The following is a 19,965-nucleotide window of genomic DNA, read 5'->3' as shown; positions in this document are numbered from 1 at the left end:
CGGTTATCCGGGGAACGGTCACGCGGCCGGGGGCAAACCGCTTGAGAATGTCGAAAAAAGCCGTGGCGGGCGCTCGCATCGGAGCGCCCGCCACGCGAGGGGTCAGAAGTTGACCGTGCTGCGCAGGCCGAAAGTGCGCAGTTCGCGAAGCGCGACCGCGACACCGGCGTTGGCGGCCAGATACTGGCTCGTGCTGTCCAGCAGCGAGAAGTCGATCGCGTTGGGATAGGCCTTGTTGTTGAACAGGTTGGTGACGAAGCCTTCGAGGCGGAAGCTGTCGTTGCCAAAGCCCAGACGCACGTTGACCTGGGTCATGTCGGGCGTCTTGGTCAGGTTCGAGGCGTTGGTGTAGACCCCCGACTTGTAGGTGAAGTCAGCGCGCGCGAAAGCTTCCACGTCCTTGCCGACGGGCCTGCGGTAGTCCACCGAGGCCGACGCCGAGTAGCGCGAGGCAAGCGGGTTGTGCTTGCCGCTGAAGTCGGTGATGCCGGTGAGGCCGGTCACCGTCGGCGCGCTCAGCTCCTGGATGTCGCTGTCGTTGTACGAGCCGTTGGCGCCCAGCGTCAGGTGCTCGTCCACGGCGAACGAAAGCTCGGCCTCCACGCCGTACATGTCGACCTTGCCGGTGTTGAGCTGGGCCTGCAGGTTGTAGACCTGATCGTCCGCGGGATCGATGAGGTTGAGGACGTTGGCGTTGAGCTGGTTGTCCCAGATGCCGTACCAGGCTGCGAGCGAATAGCGCAGGCGATTGCCGAACAGGCGGCCCTTGGCGCCGATCTCGAAGTTGTCGAGCGTTTCGGGCTCGACCGCCACACGCAGGCCCGCATCGGCGGCAAGCTGCTGCGCCTGCGCGCTGAGGTTGGAGAGGAACACGGTGTTGAAGGCCGCCGGGTTCACGCCGCGCGAATAGGAGGCATAGACCATCATCTCGGGCGTGACGTCGTAGTTGACGATCACGCGCGGGGTGAAGTTGCGGTAGGTCTCCTTGGCGAGCAGCGAGCCGCCCTCGTAGTAGCCCTCAGGCGCAAAGGCGTCGGACGCGATGGTGATGCCGGTCGGCTGGGCGTAGGCGTACATCGTGTCGATCTGGTAGCGCCCGTCGACGTTGATCGAGAGCTCGGGCGTGATCTCGTAGCCCAGGCCGAAGAAGGCACCGAAGGTGCGGTTGCGGGTCTTGCCGCTCACGATCGAGAAGCGCCGCGTGCCAAGCGCCCCCGGGCTGCCGCCGCCCGCGCCGTGGTAGGTTGCGTTGAGGTAGCTGCCGCCCACGGTCGCGGTGAACGGGCCGCCGTCATCGTAGCTCGCGCGCACTTCCTGTGAGAAGTCCTTGAGCACGGCTTCGACGAGGTAGGGGTAGTCGTAGAAGTCCCGCGCGCCCGGATCGTTCGAGGAATTGGGGATCGTGGTGTTGTAGTAGAGGTCGAGGTCCGAGAGCTGGCTGCGGCGCTCGTTGTTGTAGCCCGTCAGCGAGGAGAGCGTGACGCCGCTGCCCACGTCCCAGTCGAGCGCCATGTGCAGGTGGTAGAAGCGCGCGAGGAGGCCATAGCCGTCCGGGCCGTTCTTGGGATCGATCACGCGCCCTTGCGGATTGGCGAGGAAGTCCTGGATGTAGGGCGTGTCGACGGTGTTGGTCGAGGGCGTGCCGGCCGGAAGGCCGGGCAGGGTGCCGCAGAAGTACGGGTTGGAGCCGAAGGCGCAGTTCGAGCTGTCGGGCACGATCACCGCGCCGCTGGGATCGCGCAGCTCGTAGGCCGAGAGGAAGCCGGTGGCGTTGGGGCCGTCGTCGTTCTCGGAAATGAGGCCGAAGACTTTGGCGGTGAAGTTGGGCGCGGGCGTGAACTCGACCGCCAGCGTGCCTGCGCGGGTGCGCTGGTCACCCAGCATCTGGCCGGGAACGCCCTGGTTCTCCCACGAGCCGCCGCGTGCGGTTTCCTGCACGCTCGCGCGGAAGCCGACGAGCCCCTCGATCAGCGGGCCGCCGATGGAGGCCTTGAGTTCGTGGTTTTCGCGCGTGCCGATCATGCCGGTGACGCTGGCTTCGAGGTAGTCGGGCGCGGTCTTGGTGACGACGTTGACGGCGCCGGCAAAGGTCTGGCGGCCGAAGTAGGCGCTCTGCGGGCCTTTGAGGACTTCGATGCGCTCGGGGCTGGCGATGGTCTGCAGGCCCGTCGAGCTGGAGATCGGCACGCCGTCGATGAACATCGAGGTGGTCTGGATGAGCGAGCTGGACGGCGTGAAGCCGCGCACGATGATCTGCTGGAACGAGCGGTCGTTGCGGCCCGACGAGCTGGTCACGATCTTGAGGCTGGGGGTGTAGTCGGAGAGGTCGTTGATCGACTGGATGCCGCGCGCCTCGATCGCCTCGGAGGTGAGCGCGGTGACCGAGATCGGGGTCTTGAGGATGTCCTCGCCGCGCTTGCGGGCAGTCACCAGGATTTCATCGCTCGGCGCACTGACTGCACTGGCGGCGCTCTGGGCCTGGGCGGTGCCCGTGGCAAGGGCAAGGTACACGAAAGGCGCAGAAGACAGAAGGAGTGCCCGGCGGGCCCCCAGAATGCTGGTCATGCTTGATTCCCCATTTTCGCCGTGCCGACTTGCTGGCGCCTGCCTCGCGGGCGGGCGCTCCGGCACGATCCCTGTTTTCGGCGATGACGGCCCGTTTCTGTGTTCTGGTTGTCTTCCCTCGTGGCGGGCTGCCGTCATCTGGTGTCCACCCGTTGCCGCGACTCGTATCACCGCGCCCGGAACGGCTGAAATCAGAAGCCCTTATCGCCACCAAGGATTCCTGATTGGCGCAGATGGCATGTGCCATGCTCCTGTGCCGGCTGAACGCCAGAACAGACACTTCGGGAAAAGCCGCCGCCATGCCATTACAGCCCCTCCTCAACCGCGACGTCGCGCACGGCTGCCTGGAGGCCGCCGAGGTCTCTGCGCTGGTGCTGAGCGATCCCACGAACATCTACCAGGCCACCGGCTTCTGGCCGCAGACCGTGGCGATGGGGCAGGCGGGCGCGGCCTTTGCCATCGTCCCGGCTGATACGCACGCCTGCGTTACCCTCATCACCAGCCAGTTCATCCACTACCTGCACGACGTGGAGGCGCCGGTGGAGGGAGGCGCGCTCGACATTCGCCTGTTTACGGCGCCCGATGGGCTGGAGGGCGATGCTGCCCCGCCGATCTTCCTTTCCGCGCCTCCGGGAGGCCGTCCCGACACGCTCGATGCCCTGAGCCAGGAGACCACGCGCGCGACCTTGCAGCGCCACCGTCCCTATCCCGACGCGGCGAGCGCGCTGCGCGACGTGCTGGCCGGAACGCACGGAACCATTGCTACCGATTCCCCGATGATCGATGCGATCCTGGGCGAGCGCCTTGCGTATCGTCCGGCCGCGCCCTTCCTGCGCCGCATCCGCATGATCAAGTCCCCGCGCGAGATCGAGCTCATGCGCCATGCCGCGCAGAACAACGCCGATGCGGCGCGCGCGGCGATCCAGCAGATGGGGGCGGGCAGCACCTATGAGGACATGCGCCTCGCCTTCTTTGCCGAGACCGGAAAGCGTGGCGGGATCCCGCTGTTCATCTCGACCGACAGCATGACGATGCGCAAGCGCGACGGGGTGCTGCGCGAGGGCCGCAGCTTCCAGATCGATGCGGTCAGCCACTACGCGGGCTACCATGGCGACTATGGCCGCACCGTCTTCGTGGGGGAGCCCGATCCGGTCGTGATGCACATGGTCGAGGCCGCGCAATGCGCCAATGACGCCATCGCGCAGGCCCTGAAGCCGGGGCTGCGCTATTCCGATGTACGCCGGATCGGCCAGGAGGCGGTCGCGCGCGCGGGCTACGAGATCGCGATTCCCTGCGCCGCGCACAGCGTGGGCCTGTTCCACACCGACGAGGCCTATGCCGATGACAGCCTGCACTTTCGCAAGGACGACCACCTGATCGAGGCGAACATGGTGCTCAGCGTCGATTGCCCGGTGCTGCATCTTGATGCGACGGGCAATGTGCACCTGGAAGATCTCTGGCTTGTCACCGAGGATGGCTGCGAGCCACTCAACCGCCGCGACGAGCCCTTCATCCGGATTTAGCCCGAGTTAGAGCGCGACGAAGACCGTGCCTCCTCCACCTGCACCGGGTAGGTGGCAAGCGGGACGCGGGCCGGGGGATTGCGCGGCTCGCCGCTGGCAAGATCGAAGCGCGCGCCGTGCGCGGGGCAGGCGATCCACCCTTCGCGCACGAGGCCGCAGGCCAGCTCCTGCTCGGCGTGGCTGCACCAGGGCGAGATCGCGTGGATATGCCCGCCCGAACGGCACAAGAGGACGGGTCGCGCCGGCTCGCCGATCCGCACGAGCCGCGTGCCGTCTTCGGGTACATCCTCGGCAAGGCCGGCAGGCCACAGGCGTGCGGGCGTGCTCATTCGGGGGCGCGTCCGGAACGCCAGGCGCCCACCGGCGCGGTGACGAGGCCCACGTCCTCAAGGCCCAGGATACCCGGGCGCGCGGCGACGAGGTGGGGCAGCGCGTTGACGGCGGGCAGGGCGGTCAGCACGCTCCAGTCGCTCCCCTGCCAGTCTGGCGCGACGAAGCGTACGCGCATCTCGACATCGGGCTCGCCGCGCACCGTGACGTGGTAGTGGTCGGCATCGAAGGTCCAGGCCTCCTCCAATTCCTCGGTCAGATACCAGGCCACCTCGATGCGCACGACTTGCGCGTCGCCGATCCGCCCGTTCCAGGCGGAACGCAGCGCGCCGTAGGTGCCCTTGGGGATCTGCATGAAGCCCAGGTCCACGTCCCGTGCGGCGGGGGCGTGGGCGATCTCGAACTCCATCGTATCGAGTCTGAGGCCGAGGGCGCCGGCCAATCGCGCGGCCGCATCGCGAAAGGACACCATGGCCCCCTGTGCGGCCTGCATCACCGGGGCATCGGCCTCGGCGCGCGAGATGCCCAGCGCCTCCCAGGTCTCCTTCGAGGCGTAGTTCGAGACATCGGTCGATTCCGAGATGGTGACGCTCTCGACACGGCGGCACGCGGCCGTGAGACCGGCGGCAACCTGGTTGATCCAGCCCGGGTTGACCCCGCTGATGAGCAGCGAGCTTTCCCCCTCGCGGCAGGCGGCCTCCAGCCGCTCCTCCACCGCGCCTGTCAGGCCGCCGCAGTTGAGGAGGAGGTTGGTGCTCACGACATTGATCCCGGCGCGCAGCAGCCGCTCCAGATGATCGAGATCGGCGAGGAAGGGCGTGTAGACGACCGCATCGGGCGCGAGCGCGATGAGCGCCGCGACATCGCTGGTGGCGGCGATCCCGCATGGCGGGCGCTGGCACAGCGCACCGGCGTCCTCGCCGACCTTGCCGGGCGAATGGGCGTAGAGCCCGACGAGTTGAAGGCGCGGATCGTCGAGGATTGCGCGCAGGGCGCAGGTGCCGACCTTGCCCGTGGTCCATTGCACCACCTTGAGGGGGGCCATCGTGATCGTCTCCCGGTTCGCCGCGGGTGCTGTGGGCTCCCCGCGTGTCGTGTGGGCGCGATCCTGACGGCGACGGGGCGGGAGACGAAACGCCGTGGCGATGCTTGGGCCGGGGAGGGGGCTGCGACTTTCCAAGAGCAGGGTACCGGGCTCATCCTTGCACCATGACCATGGCCCGCACCGCCACGAACGCCGAAGACCTCGCCGCGCTGTGCCGCCAGACGCTTGCGCAGGACGGCCCGGCCGTGCGCTTTGAAGGGCACTGGACCCGTTGGGCGCAGATCCGCGCCGTCGCCTCGGGGGTGGAGGCTGCGCTGGACGCGGCAGGTGTGCCGCCCGGGGCTCCGGTCGCCTTTGCGCCGCGCAATTCGCCCGCCTCGCTGGCTGCGTTCCTCCCGCTTCTGGCGCAGCAACGGCGCGTGCGCATGCTCTATCCGTTCCAGTCGCCCGAGGCCTTGGCGGCGCAGATTGCCGGGTGCGAGGTCGCCGCGCTGGTGATGGAGCGGGGCGACTTCGCACCCGCCGTGCTGCGCGCGCTTGCGGCGGCGGGTATCGTGGGAATTGCGCTCGATCCGGGCGGGGCGGCGGCTGTGGGGGCGAGGGCTGAGGTACGGGCCGCTCTGCCGTGCGAGCTCCGCGCACCTGCGCTCGAGATCCTGACCAGTGGCACGACCGGCCCGCCCAAGCCCTTCGCGATCGGCTACGATGTCGTGCTGGGCTACGTCCGCCAGGCCAAGGCGCTGGCGGACGCACGAACCGGACCGGCTGCGCCCCCGCTCCTGTGCTTTCCGCTCAGCAACATCTCGGGGCTCTACTCGCTCGCCATGTCGTTCCTGCGCGGGGAACGTGTGATCCTGCTCGAACGCTTTTCGGTCGCGGCCTGGCGCGATTACGTGGTCGAGTTCCGGCCCCCGGCAGGTGGTGGTCCCCCGGCCGCACTGGCGATGATCCTGGAGGCGCAGGTCCCGCGCGAGGATCTGGCCTCGCTCGCCAGCTTCTCGACCGGCGCCGCGCCTCTCGATCCCGATGTGCGCGCACGCTTCGAGGCGACTTACGGCATCCCGGTGCTGCAGACGTATGGCGCGACCGAGTTCGGCGGCCCGGTGACGGCGCTCTCGCTCGACCTCCTGCGCACCTATGGCGCGGACAAGGCGGCCAGCGTCGGGCGCCCCTTCGGCGGGGCGAAAATCCGCATCCGTCGCGAGGAGGATGGCGCTCTGGCGGATGCGGGCGAAGTGGGCCGGGTCGAGGTGATTTCGCCGCGCATGGGACCGGAGTGGATCGTGACCTCGGACCTGGGTTTGCTTGACGCGGACGGGTTTCTCTCCCTTCACGGGCGCGCCGACGGGGCGATCCAGCGCGGCGGCTTCAAGATCGTACCCGAGCGGGTCGAGCAGGTGCTTCTTGCCCACCCTGACGTCGCCGAGGTCGCCGTCGTCGGCGTGCCCGACGCGCGGTTGCACGAAGTGCCCGGCGCGCTTGTCGTGCCGCGCGATCCGGAGAGTCCTCCCGAGGTCCGGGTGCTGGACGCCCATGTCCGCGCGCATCTTCCGGCAACGCACGTGCCGCGTGCTGGCGTTTCGCCGGCGCACTTCCGCGCACGGTCTCGTTCAAGACCGACCGGGGCGCGGTGCGCGCGCTTCTGGTCGGGGATGCGGTATCGCCGGACCGATAAGGGGCAAGGTGCCCTTGCCCTCGCGCGTCCGATCGCGACCATCCCGGCCAAAGAGATGGGAGCAGGCGCTTGGCTACGCAGACGTTCGACACCAGCGATATCGACCAGTACCTCGGGCAACCGATCGAGAGTTCGCAACTGCGCGAGCCGATCGCGGCGAACGACATCCGTCGCTGGGTGCACGCGATGCACTACCCCAATCGCCTGCATTATGATCCTGACTTCGCGGGCGAGGGACGCTGGGGCGGCCTGATCGCGCCGCAGAGCTTTGCCATCGCCTGCGACGACGGCCACGGCGCGGCGCCGGCCTGCGTTGGACGTATCCCGGAATCGCACCTTCTGTTCGGGGGCGACGAATGGTTCTTCAATGACGTGCAGATCCGCCCGGGAGATCGCATCTCGGTGCTGCGCGTGCCTTATGACTATACCGTCAAGGACACCGGCTTTGCCGGGCCGACGTGCTTCCAGCGCGGGGACAACATCTACACCAACCAGCACGGCGAGGAGATCGCCAGGCAGCGCTCCACCGCAATCCGCTACAGCGCGGCCGCCGGCGGGGCGAGCACGGATACGGGCAATGCGCAGGACCCGCGCTGGAGCCCGGCCGAGCTGGAGGCGCTGGAAGAGCGCAAGTTCACCTGGATCCAGGGCCTCCACGATCTGGGTCACAAACCGAGGTACTGGGACGAGGTGAAAGTGGGCGATGTCCTGCCCGAGCGCGTCTTCGGTCCGCACTCGCTGGCAAGCTTCGCCACCGAATGGCGCGCCTTCTACATGTCGATCTGGGGTGCCTTCAAGTTCCGCAAGCAGGACCTGGAGGCGATGGGCTTCACCCGCGAGATGGCGGGCTACGAGAACGATCCCGACATGGTCCTCGTCAATCCCGAACTGACCGATGGCGCCTATATCGGCCCCTCGCGCGGGCATCTTAATCCCGAGTGGGCGCGCAAGATCGGCATGCCGCGCGGCTATGGCTATGGCGCCTCGATGGGCTCGTGGATCACCGACTATCTTGCGGGCTGGGCGGGCGAGCATGGGCGCGTCGTCCACTCCATCGCCAACTACCGTGGCCCTGCGCTGACCGGCGACATCACGATCCAGACCGCCGAAGTGACCGAGAAGTCGGTCACGGCGGACGGCACACACCTTGTTCACGTGAAGCACCGCATGGAAAACCAGCTGGGCACGGTCATGGCGACCGGCAGTGCCGAGATCGCGCTGCCCGCAAGGCCGGGTGGCGCTGCGCAATGAGCGCGCCCGATTTCGACGAGACCTACGACTGGGTCGTGGTGGGCAGCGGGGCGGGGGCTTTCGTCTCGGGGCTGGTGATGCGCGCGGCGGGCCACTCGGTGCTGGTCCTCGAAAAGACCGCCTATGCCGGGGGGACCACCGCCAAGTCGGGCGGGGTCATGTGGATCCCGGCCAACCCCTTCATGCTGGCCGAGGGTGAGACGGACACGATCGAGCAGGCCGAGACCTATCTCGACGCGCTGCAGAACCTTGATGGCGGGGTGGCGCCCGGAACCTCGCGGGGGAAGCGCCGGGCCTATCTGGAAAATGGCCCCAGGGCCATCGACTTCCTGCTAAGCAAGGGCGTGCGGCTGCGGCGCGGCGCGCAGTTCTGGCCCGACTACTACGACGAGCTTCCCGGCGGCTGCAAGACGAGCCGGACCGTGGTCGCCGAACCCTTCGACACCAAGCAGCTGGGCCCGATGCGCCGGCGTCTGCGCAAGGGCTTTGCCGAGTTCAACGTACTCCTGGCCGATGCGGCCAAGGTCGGCCACGCGCGCACCAACCCCGACGCGAAGAAGATGCTGGCGCGCATTGCGCTTCGCACCGTGCGCGACAAGCTGCTGGGGCGGGCCTTTACTACGGCGGGTGCGGCCTTGCAGGGGCGCCTGTTCAAGGCCGGGCTGGAGGCGGGGGTGGAGATCCGCTTCGACAGCGCGGTGACCGATCTTGTCTGCGCGCAAGGCCGGGTGACGGGCGTCGAGGTTGCCGGTGATCCCGCGCCGCGCCGTATCGGCGCGCGCCTGGGCGTGCTGGTGAATGCCGGTGGCTTCGGCAAGAACCAGGAGATGCGCGATCGCTACATGCCCGGCACGCGCGCGGAGTGGAGCCTCGTGCCCGAGGGCGATACCGGGGATCTGCACCGCGCGATGGAGGCCGCAGGCGCGCAGCTGGCGCAGATGGACCAGATGGTCGGCTTCCAGGCGACGATCCCGCCGGGACTGGAGAACGCCTATGTCCTGCCCGGTGCGCAGAGCCTGACCGGCAAGCCTCACGCCATTCTCGTCGACCAGACCGGCCAGCGCTACATGAACGAGGGGGGCTCCTACGAGCTCTACTGCGAGACCATGCTGCGCCGCAATCGCGAGGTCCCTGCGGTGCCCAGCTGGGCCATCTTCGATGCCCAGTTCACGGCCAGGTACAAGGTTGCCGACACGTTCATCGACCGCAAGATCCCGCCCGGCTGGCTGGAGACGGGCTACCTCCACAAGGCCGACACCATCGCCGAGCTCGCCACCAGCATCGGCGTCTATGCCGGGGCGCTTTCGGCCACGGTCGACCGCTGGAACGGCTTTGTGCGGCAGGGCCGGGACGAGGATTTTGCACGCGGCGAGAGGGCCTACGACGGCTGTCACTTCGTGGGCGATCCTTATTCCGAGGAACCCTCGCGCGGGACGATTGCCAAGGCGCCGTTCTACGCGGTGCCGGTCGTGCCGGGCGATGTCAGCACCTACGGGGGGGCGGTCACCGATGAACACGCCCGCGTGCTGCGCGCCGATGGTTCGGTGATCGAAGGGCTTTATGCAACGGGGACCTCGACCGCGTCGGTCATGGGCAACGTCTATGCAGGCGCAGGCGCGAGCATTGGCCCCTCGCTCACTTTCGGCTTTATCGCCGCGCGCCACGCTGCGGGGCTGAACACCACGGCCGCCGTGCCCGCGGCGCAGGGCGCCGTGGTCGAACCTGCGGCCTGAGCGGGAGGAAGGGACACCATGGCTCTCGACATGATTGCCGCCGATTTCGGCATTCGCCAGCTGCATGCCCGCTTTGCCGATGCGGTCTGGCGCCAGGACGCCGACGTTTTCGCGGCTTGCTGGAGCCGCGCAGGTACCTGGAAGATCGCGGGGCTCGACATGCAGGGTCGTGACGCCATCCAGACCGGCTGCGGGCAACTGCTGGGGCGCTGCACGCGCATCCATCTCGTCACCGGGCAGGCGATCCTGGTGGAGGAGGACGAAGGTGTGCGCGGGCGTCTGGGGATGACCGAGTTTGCCTGGATGCCCGATGGCACGCAGTTCATCACTTTCGGGCAATATCATGATCGCTACGTCGAGGAAGACGGCGCCTGGCGCTTTGCCGAGCGGTTCTGGAGCTTCAAGTACCGAGGCCCGATCGACCTGTCCGCCCCGCTTGTTCCGACACCCGACTACGGTGCCTTTCCGGGCGCGCCGGGACCGGATGAGGAAACCTATGTGCGCAAGGCCTGAGCCAACCAGCCGCCTATCGCCCAAGCGATAAAGGCGCAGACAGGCAAGGCATCGCGCACTTGGGCCTGCAGGAACGGTAGAAGGCAAGAGGACGCGAAGCACTCACGGCATGCCGCCTGGGGCCGCCAAGGGAATTCCGTATGGCACTGACCAAGAGCAACGTACCGCCGATTGCGGAGATCGATGTCGCCGCGATGAACGCGCGCTACGCGAAGGAACGCGAGCGGCGGCTGCGCAAGGGCGGTCAGGCGGACTATGTCCCGCCCAAAGGTGCGCTTCCCGACGTGGCGAAGGATCCCGATGTCGAGATCGTCCCCCGCCCGCCGATCACGGGGCGCACCGATGTCGTGGTGCTGGGCTGCGGGTTCGGGGGCACGCTGGCCGGGGTGCAGCTGGCCCGTCAGGGCGTGTCCGACTTCCTGATGCTCGACACGGCAGGTGACTTCGGCGGCGTGTGGTACTGGAACCGCTACCCCGGCATCCAGTGCGACAACGATGCCTATTGCTACCTCCCCCTGCTGGAGGAGACCGGCTTTGTCCCGTCCAGGAAATTCGCCGATGGCTGGGAGATCCAGGGCTATATCCGCCAGATCGCCGAGCAGTTCGGCTTTGCCGACAAGGCCATATTCCAGACCCAGGTGACCTCGCTGGTCTGGGACGAGGGCGCCGCGCGCTGGCAGGTGGGGACCAACCGGGGGGATCGGATCGAGGCGCGCTTCGTGATCATGGCGAACGGCGTTCTCAACATGCCCAAGCTGCCGGCGCTCGAAGGGATCGACGCCTTCAAGGGCAAGCTCTTTCACACCGCGCGCTGGGATTATGGCTATACCGGCGGCGAGCCGGGGCGGCCCGAACTGGACCGCCTGGCCGACAAGACCGTTGCCATCGTCGGCACCGGGGCCACCGCGATCCAGGCCGTGCCGATCCTTGCGCAGTACGCAAGGAAACTTTACGTCATCCAGCGCACCCCTGCGACGGTGGATGCGCGGCCCAATCCCCCCACCGATCGCACCTGGTTCGAGAGCCAGCCTCCCGGCTGGCAGGCCGCACGCCAGGCCAATTTTCAACGCGGCGCGATGGAAAGCTTCGGCCCCGGCGACGAGGACCTTGTCAGCGATTTCTGGACCGAGATCAGCCGCAATATCGCCGCCGAACTCGCCGAGGAAGGCTGGCCCGAGATCGGCAGCGAAGAATACCTCGCCCGCCGCGCGGAGATGGACCACCGCGTGATGGAACGCTTCCGCCGCCGTGTCGATGCGCTGGTCGAGGACGGCACCATCGGCGAGGCGCTCAAGCCCTACTACTACTTCATGTGCAAGCGGCCGCTTTCAAGCGACACCTACTATCCCGCCTTCAACCGGTCCAACGTGGAGCTGGTCGATGTTTCGGAAACACGCGGCATCCAGAAGCTGACCGAGAACGGCTTCGTTGCCAACGGCACGGAGTACCCCTGCGACTGCGTGATCTTTGCCAGCGGCTTCGAGGTCACCAGCGATCTGGAGCGGCGCTGGGGCATCGACAGGATCGAGGGCATGCAGGGTCGCTCGCTCTACGACCACTGGCGCGAGGGGCCGCTGACCCTTCACGGCACGATGACCCACGGCTTCCCCAACCAGTTCTACATCGGCTACATTCAGGGCGGTCTCAACGCGTCCGTCACCGAGCAGTTCGGACGCCAGGGCGAACATATCGCCTGGATCATCGGCGAGGCCCTGCGGCGCGGCGCCGAGCGGGTCGAGCCCACGAAACAGGCCATGGAAGACTACGTCGCCCACTTCGAGGCGACCACCATCGACCAGTCCGATTTCCTCAATTCCTGCCCTCCCAGCTACTTCAACAACGAAGGCGCCAAGGAGCACAAGTGGGGCCTGTTCCGCCCATGGGGCGCGGGCTGGGACGACTTCCTCCGTTTCCTTGGTGATTGGCGCGCGGCGGGCGAGATGGAGGGGCTGGACCTGCGCATTTCGCAAGAGGCGCAATAGCAAGACGGAAGGGCAAGAACATGAGCCAGGACAGCGCGGCCGAACGCTTTGCGACCGGCAACATCACGGCGGAGGACATGGACGCGGAGCGCCGGGTGACCTACCCGACGGAGGCGTTCTTCTCGCGCAGCTATCTCGAGGACGAGAAGAAGCACCTCTGGCCCAAAGTCTGGCAGATGGTCGAGCGCGAGAGCGATCTGCCCAACCCCGGCGACTGGCTGACCTACAACGTCGCGGACGAATCCGTGATCGTGCTGCGCAAGGGCGACGGATCGCTCAAAGCCTTCCACAACGTCTGTCCCCACCGGGGACGTCAGCTTGTCTCGGTGCCCGATATGCTGCCGGGCAAGGTTCACGATGTGCGCGGATCGGACCGGCGCAGCTTCACCTGCGGCTTCCACGGCTGGAGCTTCGACACCGATGGCGCCAACACCTTCATCCTCGATCCCCAGGACTGGCATAACGAACTGACGCCCGAGATGACCTGCCTTTCCGAGGTCCGCGTCGACACCTGGGGCGGCTACATCTACATCAACATGGACCCCGACTGCGTGCCCCTGAAGGAGTGGATGGGCCGCGCGGGCGAGATCCTCGACCACTTCGAGCTTGCGAAGATGCGCTACAAGTGGCGCCAGTGGGCGATCTACGACTGCAACTGGAAGGTCGCGATCGAGGCCTTCCTCGAACCCTACCACGTGGCCGGGACGCATACGCAGCTGCTGCGCTACGGCGATTACTACGCCTATTCGAAGCAGTTCGGGCTGCACTCGGTCTCGGGCTACGACACGCGCGAGGCCGATTACCGGATGAGCGAGAGTTCGGGTACGACGCGTTCGGGCAAGGCGGGGCTGGACCCGCGTGTCTCGACCTACGAGCTCATCCGCGAGAACTACGAAACGGTGAACTTCTCGGCCTCCACCGAGACGCTGGTCAGGGCGGCAAGCCGCTTGAAGGACGAACTACCCGAGACCGCGACGCCCCAGGAGGTGATCGCGCACTGGATGAAATCGGCCAGGGCCGACGATGCCGCGCGCGGCGTCACCTGGCCCGATATCCCAGGCGAGATCATGGCCGAGGCCGGCCTCGCCTGGGGGCTATTTCCCAATCAGAACATCCTCCACGGGGTGACCTTCGCGCTGTGCTACAGGGTGCGTCCCTATGGCGATGATCCCGACAAGTGCATCTTCGAGAGCTACGCGCTCGAACGCTTCCCCGAGGGCGAGGAGCCTGAGACCGAGTGGGTCTATGCCGAGCCTACCGGGGAGAACTGGGGTGCGGTGCTGGCGCAGGATTTCGCCAACATGGAGTTCGTCCACAAGGGCATGAAGTCCAGCGGCTTTCGCGGGCCTTTGCCCAACCCGCACCAGGAGCAGAAGGTCATCAACCTGCACCGCAATCTTGCCAACTTCATAGGGCGCGGGGCGCCGCGCCTGCTCGAGGACTGAGGCACGGGGGATCGCCGTGGCGGGGCGTAATTCGCACGCGCGGAAGGCTTCATCGTCGCTGCGGTTTTGCCCCGCCGCTGCTTGTCGAGGCAAGGGCTCTCGCCCACTCGGGCAAGAGCAGAGACATTCGGGAAAGAGGGAAACGACAATGGGAACGCCGGTCTACAAGCGCATTCTGGACCTGTTCGAGGCCGAGGGCGTCAACACGCTCTTTGGCATCCCCGACCCCAATTTCGTGCATCTCTTCCTCGAAGCGGAAAAGCGCGGCTGGACGGTCGTGGCCCCGCACCATGAGGCCGCCGCCGGGTTCATGGCTGAGGCCGCGAGCCGCATGACCGGCAAGCCCGGCCTGTGCATCGGCACGCTGGGGCCGGGCATGGCGAACATGATGCCCGCGGTCCAGTGCGCGCGGGTCGAGAACTCGCCCGTCATCTTCCTCGGCGGTCAGCGCGCGCGCGTGACCGAGCGGCGCGTGCGGCGCGGGCGCATCCAGTTCGTCCGGCAGGAGCCGATGATCGAGGATTCGGTGAAGTATTCGGGCTCGATCGAGTACGCCGACCAGACCGATGAAATCGTGCGCGAGGCGATCCGCCAGGCGCTTTCGGGCCGTCCAGGCCCCTCCTACATCGAGTATCCGGCCCACGTCATCCTGGAAGAGCTCGACCTGCCCGAGGTCGCGCCGCCCGCCAGCTACCGCCTCGTCAACCAGGGCGCGGACATCGACAAGGTGCGCGAGGCGGCAAAGCTCATCGGTGAGGCGAAGAACCCGATCCTGCTCCTGGGCCACGCCGTCCACACGACCCGCATGGGCGCGGCGGTGAAGGACCTTGCGATGCTGATGAACTGCCCGGTCGTCCAGACTTCGGGCGGTACCTCCTATATCGAGGGGCTGGAGGACCGGACCTTCCAGTACGTCTTCTCCGATGCCTCGCTCGAAGCGGTCGAGGCGAGCGATCTCGTCCTGGCGCTCGGCACCGAGATCGGCGAACCGCTGCACTACGGTACCACGCGCTGGTGGGCCAAGAACAACGCCACGCGCAAGTGGATCTACGTTGAGCAGGACCCGACCGCGATTGGCGTCAACCGCCCGATCGACGTGCCGCTCGTGGGCGACCTGCGGGGTGTCGTGCCCCAGCTTGTGCGCGAACTTGAGGCTACTCCGCGTGATCCCGCGCCGGGGCTTGCAGCCTTCATGAAGGACGGCAAGGCCGAACTCGACGCGCTGGCCAAGGAAACCGAAAGCAAGTCGGGCGGAGGCGAGGTCGGCATCCACACCTCGCGCATGGTGGTCGAGGCCACCAGGGCCTTCCCCAAGGACGGCATCCTCATCCGCGATGGCGGCGCCACGGTGATCTACCAGTGGACTTATTCGCAGTGCAAACCCCACGACGTGATCTGGAACCAGAACTACGGCCACATCGGCACCGGGCTGCCCTATGCGACCGGCGCGATGCTCGCCGACCGCGCCGCGACCGGCAAGAGCCGCCCGGGCATGCTGCTCACCTCGGACAGCTCGTTCCTGTTCCACGTCGCCGAACTGGAAACCGCGGTGCGCTGCAAGCTTCCGCTCGTCTGTGTGGTCGGCGTCGATTTCCAGTGGGGCCTTGAGGTTGGCGTCTACAAACGCACCTTCGGGCCGGGCACCAGCGAGATCGGTACGCACTGGAGCACCGAGGTCCGGCTCGACAAGATGGCGCAGGGGTTCGGCTGCCATGGCGAATTCGTGGAGGATATCGCCGATCTCCAGCCGGCCATCGAACGCGCCTACGCCAGCGGCAATTGCGCGGTGATCCACGTCCGCATCGACCCCAAGGCGAACTCCGAAGAGATGCCCAAGTACGAGAAGTTCCGGACCTGGTACGCCGAAGGGTCGCAGTAAGGATCGCGAAGAACGAGGCCGGGGAGAGGCAGATGCGCGACTACCGCATGTTCTATATCGATGGTGCCTGGGTCGAACCCGAGGGCACCGAGACGCAGGATCTCGTCAATCCGGCCAATGAGGAGATCTCGGGCCGGATTGCGCTGGGCACGGTGGGCGATGTCGACAAGGCCGTGGCCGCCGCACGGCGCGCCTTTGCCACCTGGTCGCATTCGACGCGCACGGAGCGCCTCGCGCTGCTGCGCCGGATCAGGGTCGAGTTCGAGGCGCGGCAGGGCGATCTTGCCGCCGCGATCACCGAGGAGATGGGCGCGCCCGCTAGCCTTGCGGGGGGCTTCCACACGTTCCTGGGCCTTGGGCATCTCGATGCCGCGATTACGGCTCTGGAATCCTACACATTCGAGGAGAAGTTGGGCGATACGCTGGTGGTGCAGGAGCCCATCGGCGTGTGCGGTCTTATCACGCCGTGGAACTGGCCGATCAACCAGGTCACGGTGAAGGTCTTTCCCGCGCTCGCGACGGGCTGCACCGTGGTTCTGAAGCCTCCGCAGCTTGCCGCCTATTCCGCGCAGATCCTGGCCGAAATTCTCGATGCCGCGGGCGTCCCGGCGGGTGTCTTCAACATGGTGCAGGGCAAGGGCTCGGTCATCGGCACCGCGCTTTCAACCCATCCCGACGTCGACATGATCAGCTTTACAGGGTCCGAAAGCGTGGGCGTCCAGATCCAGAAGGACGCGGCCGATACGGTCAAGCGCGTGTGCCTCGAACTGGGCGGCAAGAGCCCGTACATCGTGCTCGACGATGGTACCACGATGGAGCGCGTGGCGAGCGCGGTCGCCTCGATGATGATGAACTCCGGCCAGACCTGCAGCGCGGGCTCGCGTCTGCTTGTTCCTGCCGCCCGGTTCGAGGAGGCGAAGGGAGTTGCGACCCGTACTGCCGAGGCGGTCGCGGTGGGAGATCCTTCGGGCAATGTTGCGATGGGGCCGGTGGTCTCGCAGGAGCAGTTCGACACCGTGCAGGGCTACATCGCGCAAGGCATCGCGGAAGGGGCCGAGCTCATTGCCGGAGGACCGGGGCGTCCTGAGGGACTGAACGCGGGCTTCTACGTAAAGCCGACCGTGTTCGTCAGCGACAATTCCGCGGTTATTGCGCGTGAGGAAATCTTCGGACCGGTCCTGGTAATGATCCCCTATGAAGGGATCGAGGACGCCATCGCCATTGCCAACGACACCGATTTTGGCCTGGCCGCCTATGTCGATGGCGAGGATATCGCAGCCTGCCGGACCATCGCGCGGCGCATCCGGGCGGGCGCGATCTATCTCAACGGCGGGTTCGATTTCGCGGCGCCCTTTGGCGGCTACAAGCGCAGCGGAAATGGCCGCGAATGGGGCGCGCACGGCTTTGCCGAGTACCTGGAGACCAAGTCGATCCTGGGGCACGGCTGATGGCCCCCGCCAGTCGCTACGCAGGGCCGGACGGCGCGCGGCCTGCGCCACACTGGAGGCTGGAGCGGATCACGCGGCCCAGCCGCCTTTTCGGCGCCAATGGCCTTCGCACCGGGGCGGACGGGCGGATCTACGTGGCCCAGGTTGCCGGCAGTGCGGTGACCGCACTCGATCCCGATACCGGAGAGGCCAGCCCTGTCAGCGCGATTGACGGCCCGATAACCGCGCCCGATGACATTGCCTTCGATAGCGCGGGCAATCTCTATGCCACCGAGATCACGCTGGGGCGCGTCTCGAGCTGGCGCCGGACGGAAGCTACCGCGTGATCCACGGCGATATGCCGGTGGCGAACCCGATCACGGTTCATCAGGACCGTCTTTTCGCGGGCGAATGCCGCATGGGCGGGCGCGTGTTCGAGCTTGACCCTGTGGGTGGAGCGCACCGTCAGATCCTGGCCGACGTGCCCATGCCCAACGCCTTTGCCATCGGGCCGGATGGCCTTCTCTACATGCCGATCATGGCGACCAACGAGATCTGGCGAGTCGATCCCGCCGGAGGCGCGCCCGAAGTCGTGGTGGGGGATCTCGGCGTCCCGGACTCGGTGAAGTTCGACAGCAAGGGCCGGATCATCTCGACCCAGGTGGCGAGCGGGCAGGTGCTGCGCATCGACCCGCAGACAGGCACGCGCGAGGTGCTGGCCCAGCTCTTGCCCGGCCTCGACAACTGTACGTTCGTGGGCGAGCGGCTGTTCGTCTCCTCGATCCCCGGCGAGGTCACCGAAATCCGCGCCGATGGCACCGTTCGCCCGCTGGTGGAGCGCGGGCTGCAATGGCCGATGGGGCTGGCCCTTGGCGAGGACGGCAGCCTGTTCGTGGCCGATGGCGGCTTTACCTATACCCTTGCACCGGGCGGAGAGCCGCAACTTGCCGGTTGCCTGTTTTCGCCCGGCTTCCCGGGCTTCGTGCGCGGCGTGGCGGCCGCCGGAGAAGGCGTGTGGGTGACGACCAACTCGATGGGCGCGGTCCTGCGCTGGAATCTGACCGATGGCACGAGTACCCCGCTCAGCACGGGGCATGAGATCCTTTACGGCCTCGCCATGCGCGATACCGAAACAGTCGTCTTCGCCGATGGCGGGGCGGGGCGTGTCCTGCTTGCCAGGCCGGAGGGGCTGGAGGAGCTGGCCCGCGATCTGGCGCGGCCGATGGGGGTGGCTGTAACCGCGGGAGGCGATGTTCTGGTCAGCGAAAGTGCTGGCGGGCGCGTGGTGCGCTGCGGGGGCGGCAGGAGCGAAACCGTGCTCGATGGATTGGGGGAGCCGCAGGGCATTGCGGTTGTCGACGAGACGCTCTTCGTGGTCGATGTGGAGCGCAAGGAAGTGCTCGCGTGTGACCTTGCTACGGGCCGGCGGGAGACACTTGCGAGCGGCCTTCCGGTCAAGGCGCCTCCGGGCGTGGTCCCCAAGCTCCTGGGCGGGGTGGGCGACATGTCCGGCCCGATGGTGCCCTTCTGCGGACTGGCCGCGCGCGATGCGAACACCGTGTACGTTTCCGGCGACGCGGAGGGAAGTGTGCTGAGGCTGACTTCAGAAGGAAGAAGGTGATTCAAGGGGCTATCGCCCCTTGACCCCGGAATGGGCGACCTCACCTCATCTTGGCCAGTGTGGCGCGGGAAAGGTGAGGTTGCCCGTTTGGGGAGCCCGAGGGCGATGGCCCTCGGATATCTTCGTCACATATTCCCCAGCTGCCGCGTCACTGTCTGCGCGCCCTCGACGAGAGCCTTGCCAAGCAAAAGCCGCGCGTCCTCGTCGAGCGTGCGGGAAAGCGCCAGCGCGACGAGCGCGTGCGAAGGCGCTCCGGCCGTGCGGTAGACGGGCGCGGCCATCACCGTGACCCCGGCGATGTAGTGCCCCACATCGGCCGCGTAGCCTTGCGCGCGGGTCTCCTGCACCTGCGCGCTCCACAGCGCGAAGTCGGGCGGGTTGTCCCAGCGAAGTTTTTCGAAGCGGGGGCGCAGGCGCTCCAGATCGTGGTTGCCAAAGGCGGCGATGCAGCGGCCCGTGGCGCTCAGCAGTGCGGGAAAGCGGCTGCCCACTTCGGTCGAGAGGCGAAAGTTGCCCGCCCCTTCGGCCACCGCGACGGCGGTGATGCGCTCCAGTCCGGAAATCTCGACCCCGATGCAGGTTACCGCGAAGCGGGCGGCAAGCTCGGCGAGGGCCGGCTGGGCAAGGCTGGCGAAGGGATCGCGCTGCAGCCAGTGGCGCGCCAGAGATAGGACGCCGGAGCCCAGCGAATAGCGCTTCGTTGCCGGGTCAAGGCTGACCAGTTCCTCCTCCACCAGCGCGCGCAACACGTAGAGGCAGGTGCTGGGAACGAGGCCGAGTTCGCGCGCGATGGGCTGCAGGCCCAGCGGCACGTCGCTGTGTCCCAGCAAACGAAGAACCGCAGCGGCACGCGCAATCGCGGGCGCCTTGCTGTCCTTCACGGCGGTATCGAGAGAGCGATCTTTCATTCGATATAATGAATGGCATTCAATATTTGAAACATCAAGCCTGTTCTTGCGTACAACGGGGCCGACCA

At 67.0% G+C, this 19,965-nt stretch carries 15 protein-coding genes; 11 read left to right on the top strand and 4 right to left on the bottom strand.

Features of this window, described 5'->3' with window-relative positions; genetic code table 11:
- Positions 1 to 102: 102 nt before the first annotated feature.
- Positions 103 to 2,565 carry a TonB-dependent receptor gene (locus MBENS4_RS06670; protein WP_052322057.1) on the bottom strand — a complete coding sequence of 821 codons (2,463 nt, stop codon included), beginning with the start codon at positions 2,563 to 2,565 and terminating at the stop codon, positions 103 to 105.
- A gap of 299 nt (positions 2,566 to 2,864) precedes the next feature.
- On the opposite strand from MBENS4_RS06670, the gene MBENS4_RS06665 reads away from it, so the two are divergent.
- Positions 2,865 to 4,088 (top strand): M24 family metallopeptidase, encoded by a 1,224-nt coding sequence (locus tag MBENS4_RS06665; protein ID WP_039389597.1) that lies wholly within the window; start codon positions 2,865 to 2,867, stop codon positions 4,086 to 4,088.
- Here the strand turns inward: MBENS4_RS06665 and MBENS4_RS06660 are convergent.
- Positions 4,085 to 4,417 carry a Rieske (2Fe-2S) protein gene (locus MBENS4_RS06660; RefSeq protein ID WP_039389595.1) on the bottom strand — a complete coding sequence of 111 codons (333 nt, stop codon included), beginning with the start codon at positions 4,415 to 4,417 and terminating at the stop codon, positions 4,085 to 4,087. The two genes, MBENS4_RS06665 and MBENS4_RS06660, sit on opposite strands and share 4 nt — an antisense overlap.
- The gene (locus tag MBENS4_RS06655; protein WP_039389593.1) at positions 4,414 to 5,463 is read right to left on the bottom strand and encodes an NAD(P)H-dependent amine dehydrogenase family protein; all 1,050 of its coding nucleotides are present in this window, start codon (positions 5,461 to 5,463) and stop codon (positions 4,414 to 4,416) included. The genes MBENS4_RS06660 and MBENS4_RS06655 overlap by 4 nt, the downstream gene beginning before the upstream one ends.
- A 164-nt stretch (positions 5,464 to 5,627) precedes the next feature.
- Between MBENS4_RS06655 and MBENS4_RS24650 the strand changes: the two genes are divergently transcribed.
- The 10 genes from MBENS4_RS24650 (at position 5,628) to MBENS4_RS06610 (ending at position 18,989) form a co-directional block, all read left to right on the top strand.
- Entirely contained in the window at positions 5,628 to 7,391 is a 1,764-nt protein-coding gene (locus MBENS4_RS24650; RefSeq protein ID WP_084591983.1) for a class I adenylate-forming enzyme family protein, read from the top strand.
- Positions 7,325 to 8,389 carry an FAS1-like dehydratase domain-containing protein gene (locus tag MBENS4_RS06645; protein ID WP_199904418.1) on the top strand — a complete coding sequence of 355 codons (1,065 nt, stop codon included), beginning with the start codon at positions 7,325 to 7,327 and terminating at the stop codon, positions 8,387 to 8,389. Before MBENS4_RS24650 ends, MBENS4_RS06645 begins: the two co-directional genes overlap by 67 nt.
- A complete protein-coding gene (locus tag MBENS4_RS06640) occupies positions 8,386 to 10,122 on the top strand; it encodes an FAD-binding protein (RefSeq protein WP_052322056.1) in 1,737 nt (578 codons plus the stop codon). The genes MBENS4_RS06645 and MBENS4_RS06640 overlap by 4 nt, the downstream gene beginning before the upstream one ends.
- A gap of 18 nt (positions 10,123 to 10,140) precedes the next feature.
- Positions 10,141 to 10,635 (top strand): nuclear transport factor 2 family protein, encoded by a 495-nt coding sequence (locus tag MBENS4_RS06635; protein WP_039389590.1) that lies wholly within the window; start codon positions 10,141 to 10,143, stop codon positions 10,633 to 10,635.
- A gap of 140 nt (positions 10,636 to 10,775) precedes the next feature.
- Positions 10,776 to 12,617, top strand: a complete 1,842-nt coding sequence (locus MBENS4_RS06630) for a flavin-containing monooxygenase (RefSeq protein ID WP_039389588.1) — start codon at positions 10,776 to 10,778, stop codon at positions 12,615 to 12,617.
- Positions 12,618 to 12,637: 20 nt separating this feature from the next.
- Complete coding sequence (locus tag MBENS4_RS06625) at positions 12,638 to 14,062, top strand: aromatic ring-hydroxylating oxygenase subunit alpha (protein ID WP_052322055.1); 1,425 nt, start codon at positions 12,638 to 12,640, stop codon at positions 14,060 to 14,062.
- 148 nt (positions 14,063 to 14,210) lie between these two features.
- Positions 14,211 to 15,941, top strand: coding sequence for a thiamine pyrophosphate-binding protein (locus tag MBENS4_RS06620; protein ID WP_039389582.1), 1,731 nt, complete (start codon positions 14,211 to 14,213; stop codon positions 15,939 to 15,941).
- A 32-nt stretch (positions 15,942 to 15,973) separates the two neighbouring features.
- Positions 15,974 to 17,389, top strand: coding sequence for an aldehyde dehydrogenase family protein (locus MBENS4_RS06615; RefSeq protein WP_039389580.1), 1,416 nt, complete (start codon positions 15,974 to 15,976; stop codon positions 17,387 to 17,389).
- Positions 17,389 to 17,715: a hypothetical protein gene (locus MBENS4_RS26525; protein WP_242404813.1), complete on the top strand. Its 327-nt coding sequence runs from the start codon at positions 17,389 to 17,391 to the stop codon at positions 17,713 to 17,715. Before MBENS4_RS06615 ends, MBENS4_RS26525 begins: the two co-directional genes overlap by 1 nt.
- The gene (locus tag MBENS4_RS06610; protein WP_242404812.1) at positions 17,712 to 18,989 is read left to right on the top strand and encodes an SMP-30/gluconolactonase/LRE family protein; all 1,278 of its coding nucleotides are present in this window, start codon (positions 17,712 to 17,714) and stop codon (positions 18,987 to 18,989) included. Before MBENS4_RS26525 ends, MBENS4_RS06610 begins: the two co-directional genes overlap by 4 nt.
- Positions 18,990 to 19,114: 125 nt before the next feature.
- On the opposite strand, the gene MBENS4_RS06605 is transcribed toward MBENS4_RS06610, so the two are convergent.
- Positions 19,115 to 19,897 carry an IclR family transcriptional regulator gene (locus MBENS4_RS06605; RefSeq protein WP_039389576.1) on the bottom strand — a complete coding sequence of 261 codons (783 nt, stop codon included), beginning with the start codon at positions 19,895 to 19,897 and terminating at the stop codon, positions 19,115 to 19,117.
- Positions 19,898 to 19,965: the final 68 nt, after the last annotated feature.

Source organism: Novosphingobium sp. MBES04 (genome assembly GCF_000813185.1).
Taxonomy (GTDB): domain Bacteria; phylum Pseudomonadota; class Alphaproteobacteria; order Sphingomonadales; family Sphingomonadaceae; genus Novosphingobium; species Novosphingobium decolorationis.
Note: the sequence above shows the minus strand (reverse complement) of the source record. Positions and strands in the feature narration are given on the sequence as shown.

Bases quoted from the DNA above. Each gene is read 5' to 3' on its own strand.
- MBENS4_RS06670 (WP_052322057.1), bottom strand. From the start codon at position 2,565: ATGACCAGCATTCTGGGGGCCCGCCGGGCACTCCTTCTGTCTTCTGCG.
- MBENS4_RS06665 (WP_039389597.1), top strand. From the start codon at position 2,865: ATGCCATTACAGCCCCTCCTCAACCGCGACGTCGCGCACGGCTGCCTG.
- MBENS4_RS06660 (WP_039389595.1), bottom strand. From the start codon at position 4,417: ATGAGCACGCCCGCACGCCTGTGGCCTGCCGGCCTTGCCGAGGATGTA.
- MBENS4_RS06655 (WP_039389593.1), bottom strand. From the start codon at position 5,463: ATGGCCCCCCTCAAGGTGGTGCAATGGACCACGGGCAAGGTCGGCACC.
- MBENS4_RS24650 (WP_084591983.1), top strand. From the start codon at position 5,628: ATGACCATGGCCCGCACCGCCACGAACGCCGAAGACCTCGCCGCGCTG.
- MBENS4_RS06645 (WP_199904418.1), top strand. From the start codon at position 7,325: ATGCACTACCCCAATCGCCTGCATTATGATCCTGACTTCGCGGGCGAG.
- MBENS4_RS06640 (WP_052322056.1), top strand. From the start codon at position 8,386: ATGAGCGCGCCCGATTTCGACGAGACCTACGACTGGGTCGTGGTGGGC.
- MBENS4_RS06635 (WP_039389590.1), top strand. From the start codon at position 10,141: ATGGCTCTCGACATGATTGCCGCCGATTTCGGCATTCGCCAGCTGCAT.
- MBENS4_RS06630 (WP_039389588.1), top strand. From the start codon at position 10,776: ATGGCACTGACCAAGAGCAACGTACCGCCGATTGCGGAGATCGATGTC.
- MBENS4_RS06625 (WP_052322055.1), top strand. From the start codon at position 12,638: ATGAGCCAGGACAGCGCGGCCGAACGCTTTGCGACCGGCAACATCACG.
- MBENS4_RS06620 (WP_039389582.1), top strand. From the start codon at position 14,211: ATGGGAACGCCGGTCTACAAGCGCATTCTGGACCTGTTCGAGGCCGAG.
- MBENS4_RS06615 (WP_039389580.1), top strand. From the start codon at position 15,974: ATGCGCGACTACCGCATGTTCTATATCGATGGTGCCTGGGTCGAACCC.
- MBENS4_RS26525 (WP_242404813.1), top strand. From the start codon at position 17,389: ATGGCCCCCGCCAGTCGCTACGCAGGGCCGGACGGCGCGCGGCCTGCG.
- MBENS4_RS06605 (WP_039389576.1), bottom strand. From the start codon at position 19,897: ATGAAAGATCGCTCTCTCGATACCGCCGTGAAGGACAGCAAGGCGCCC.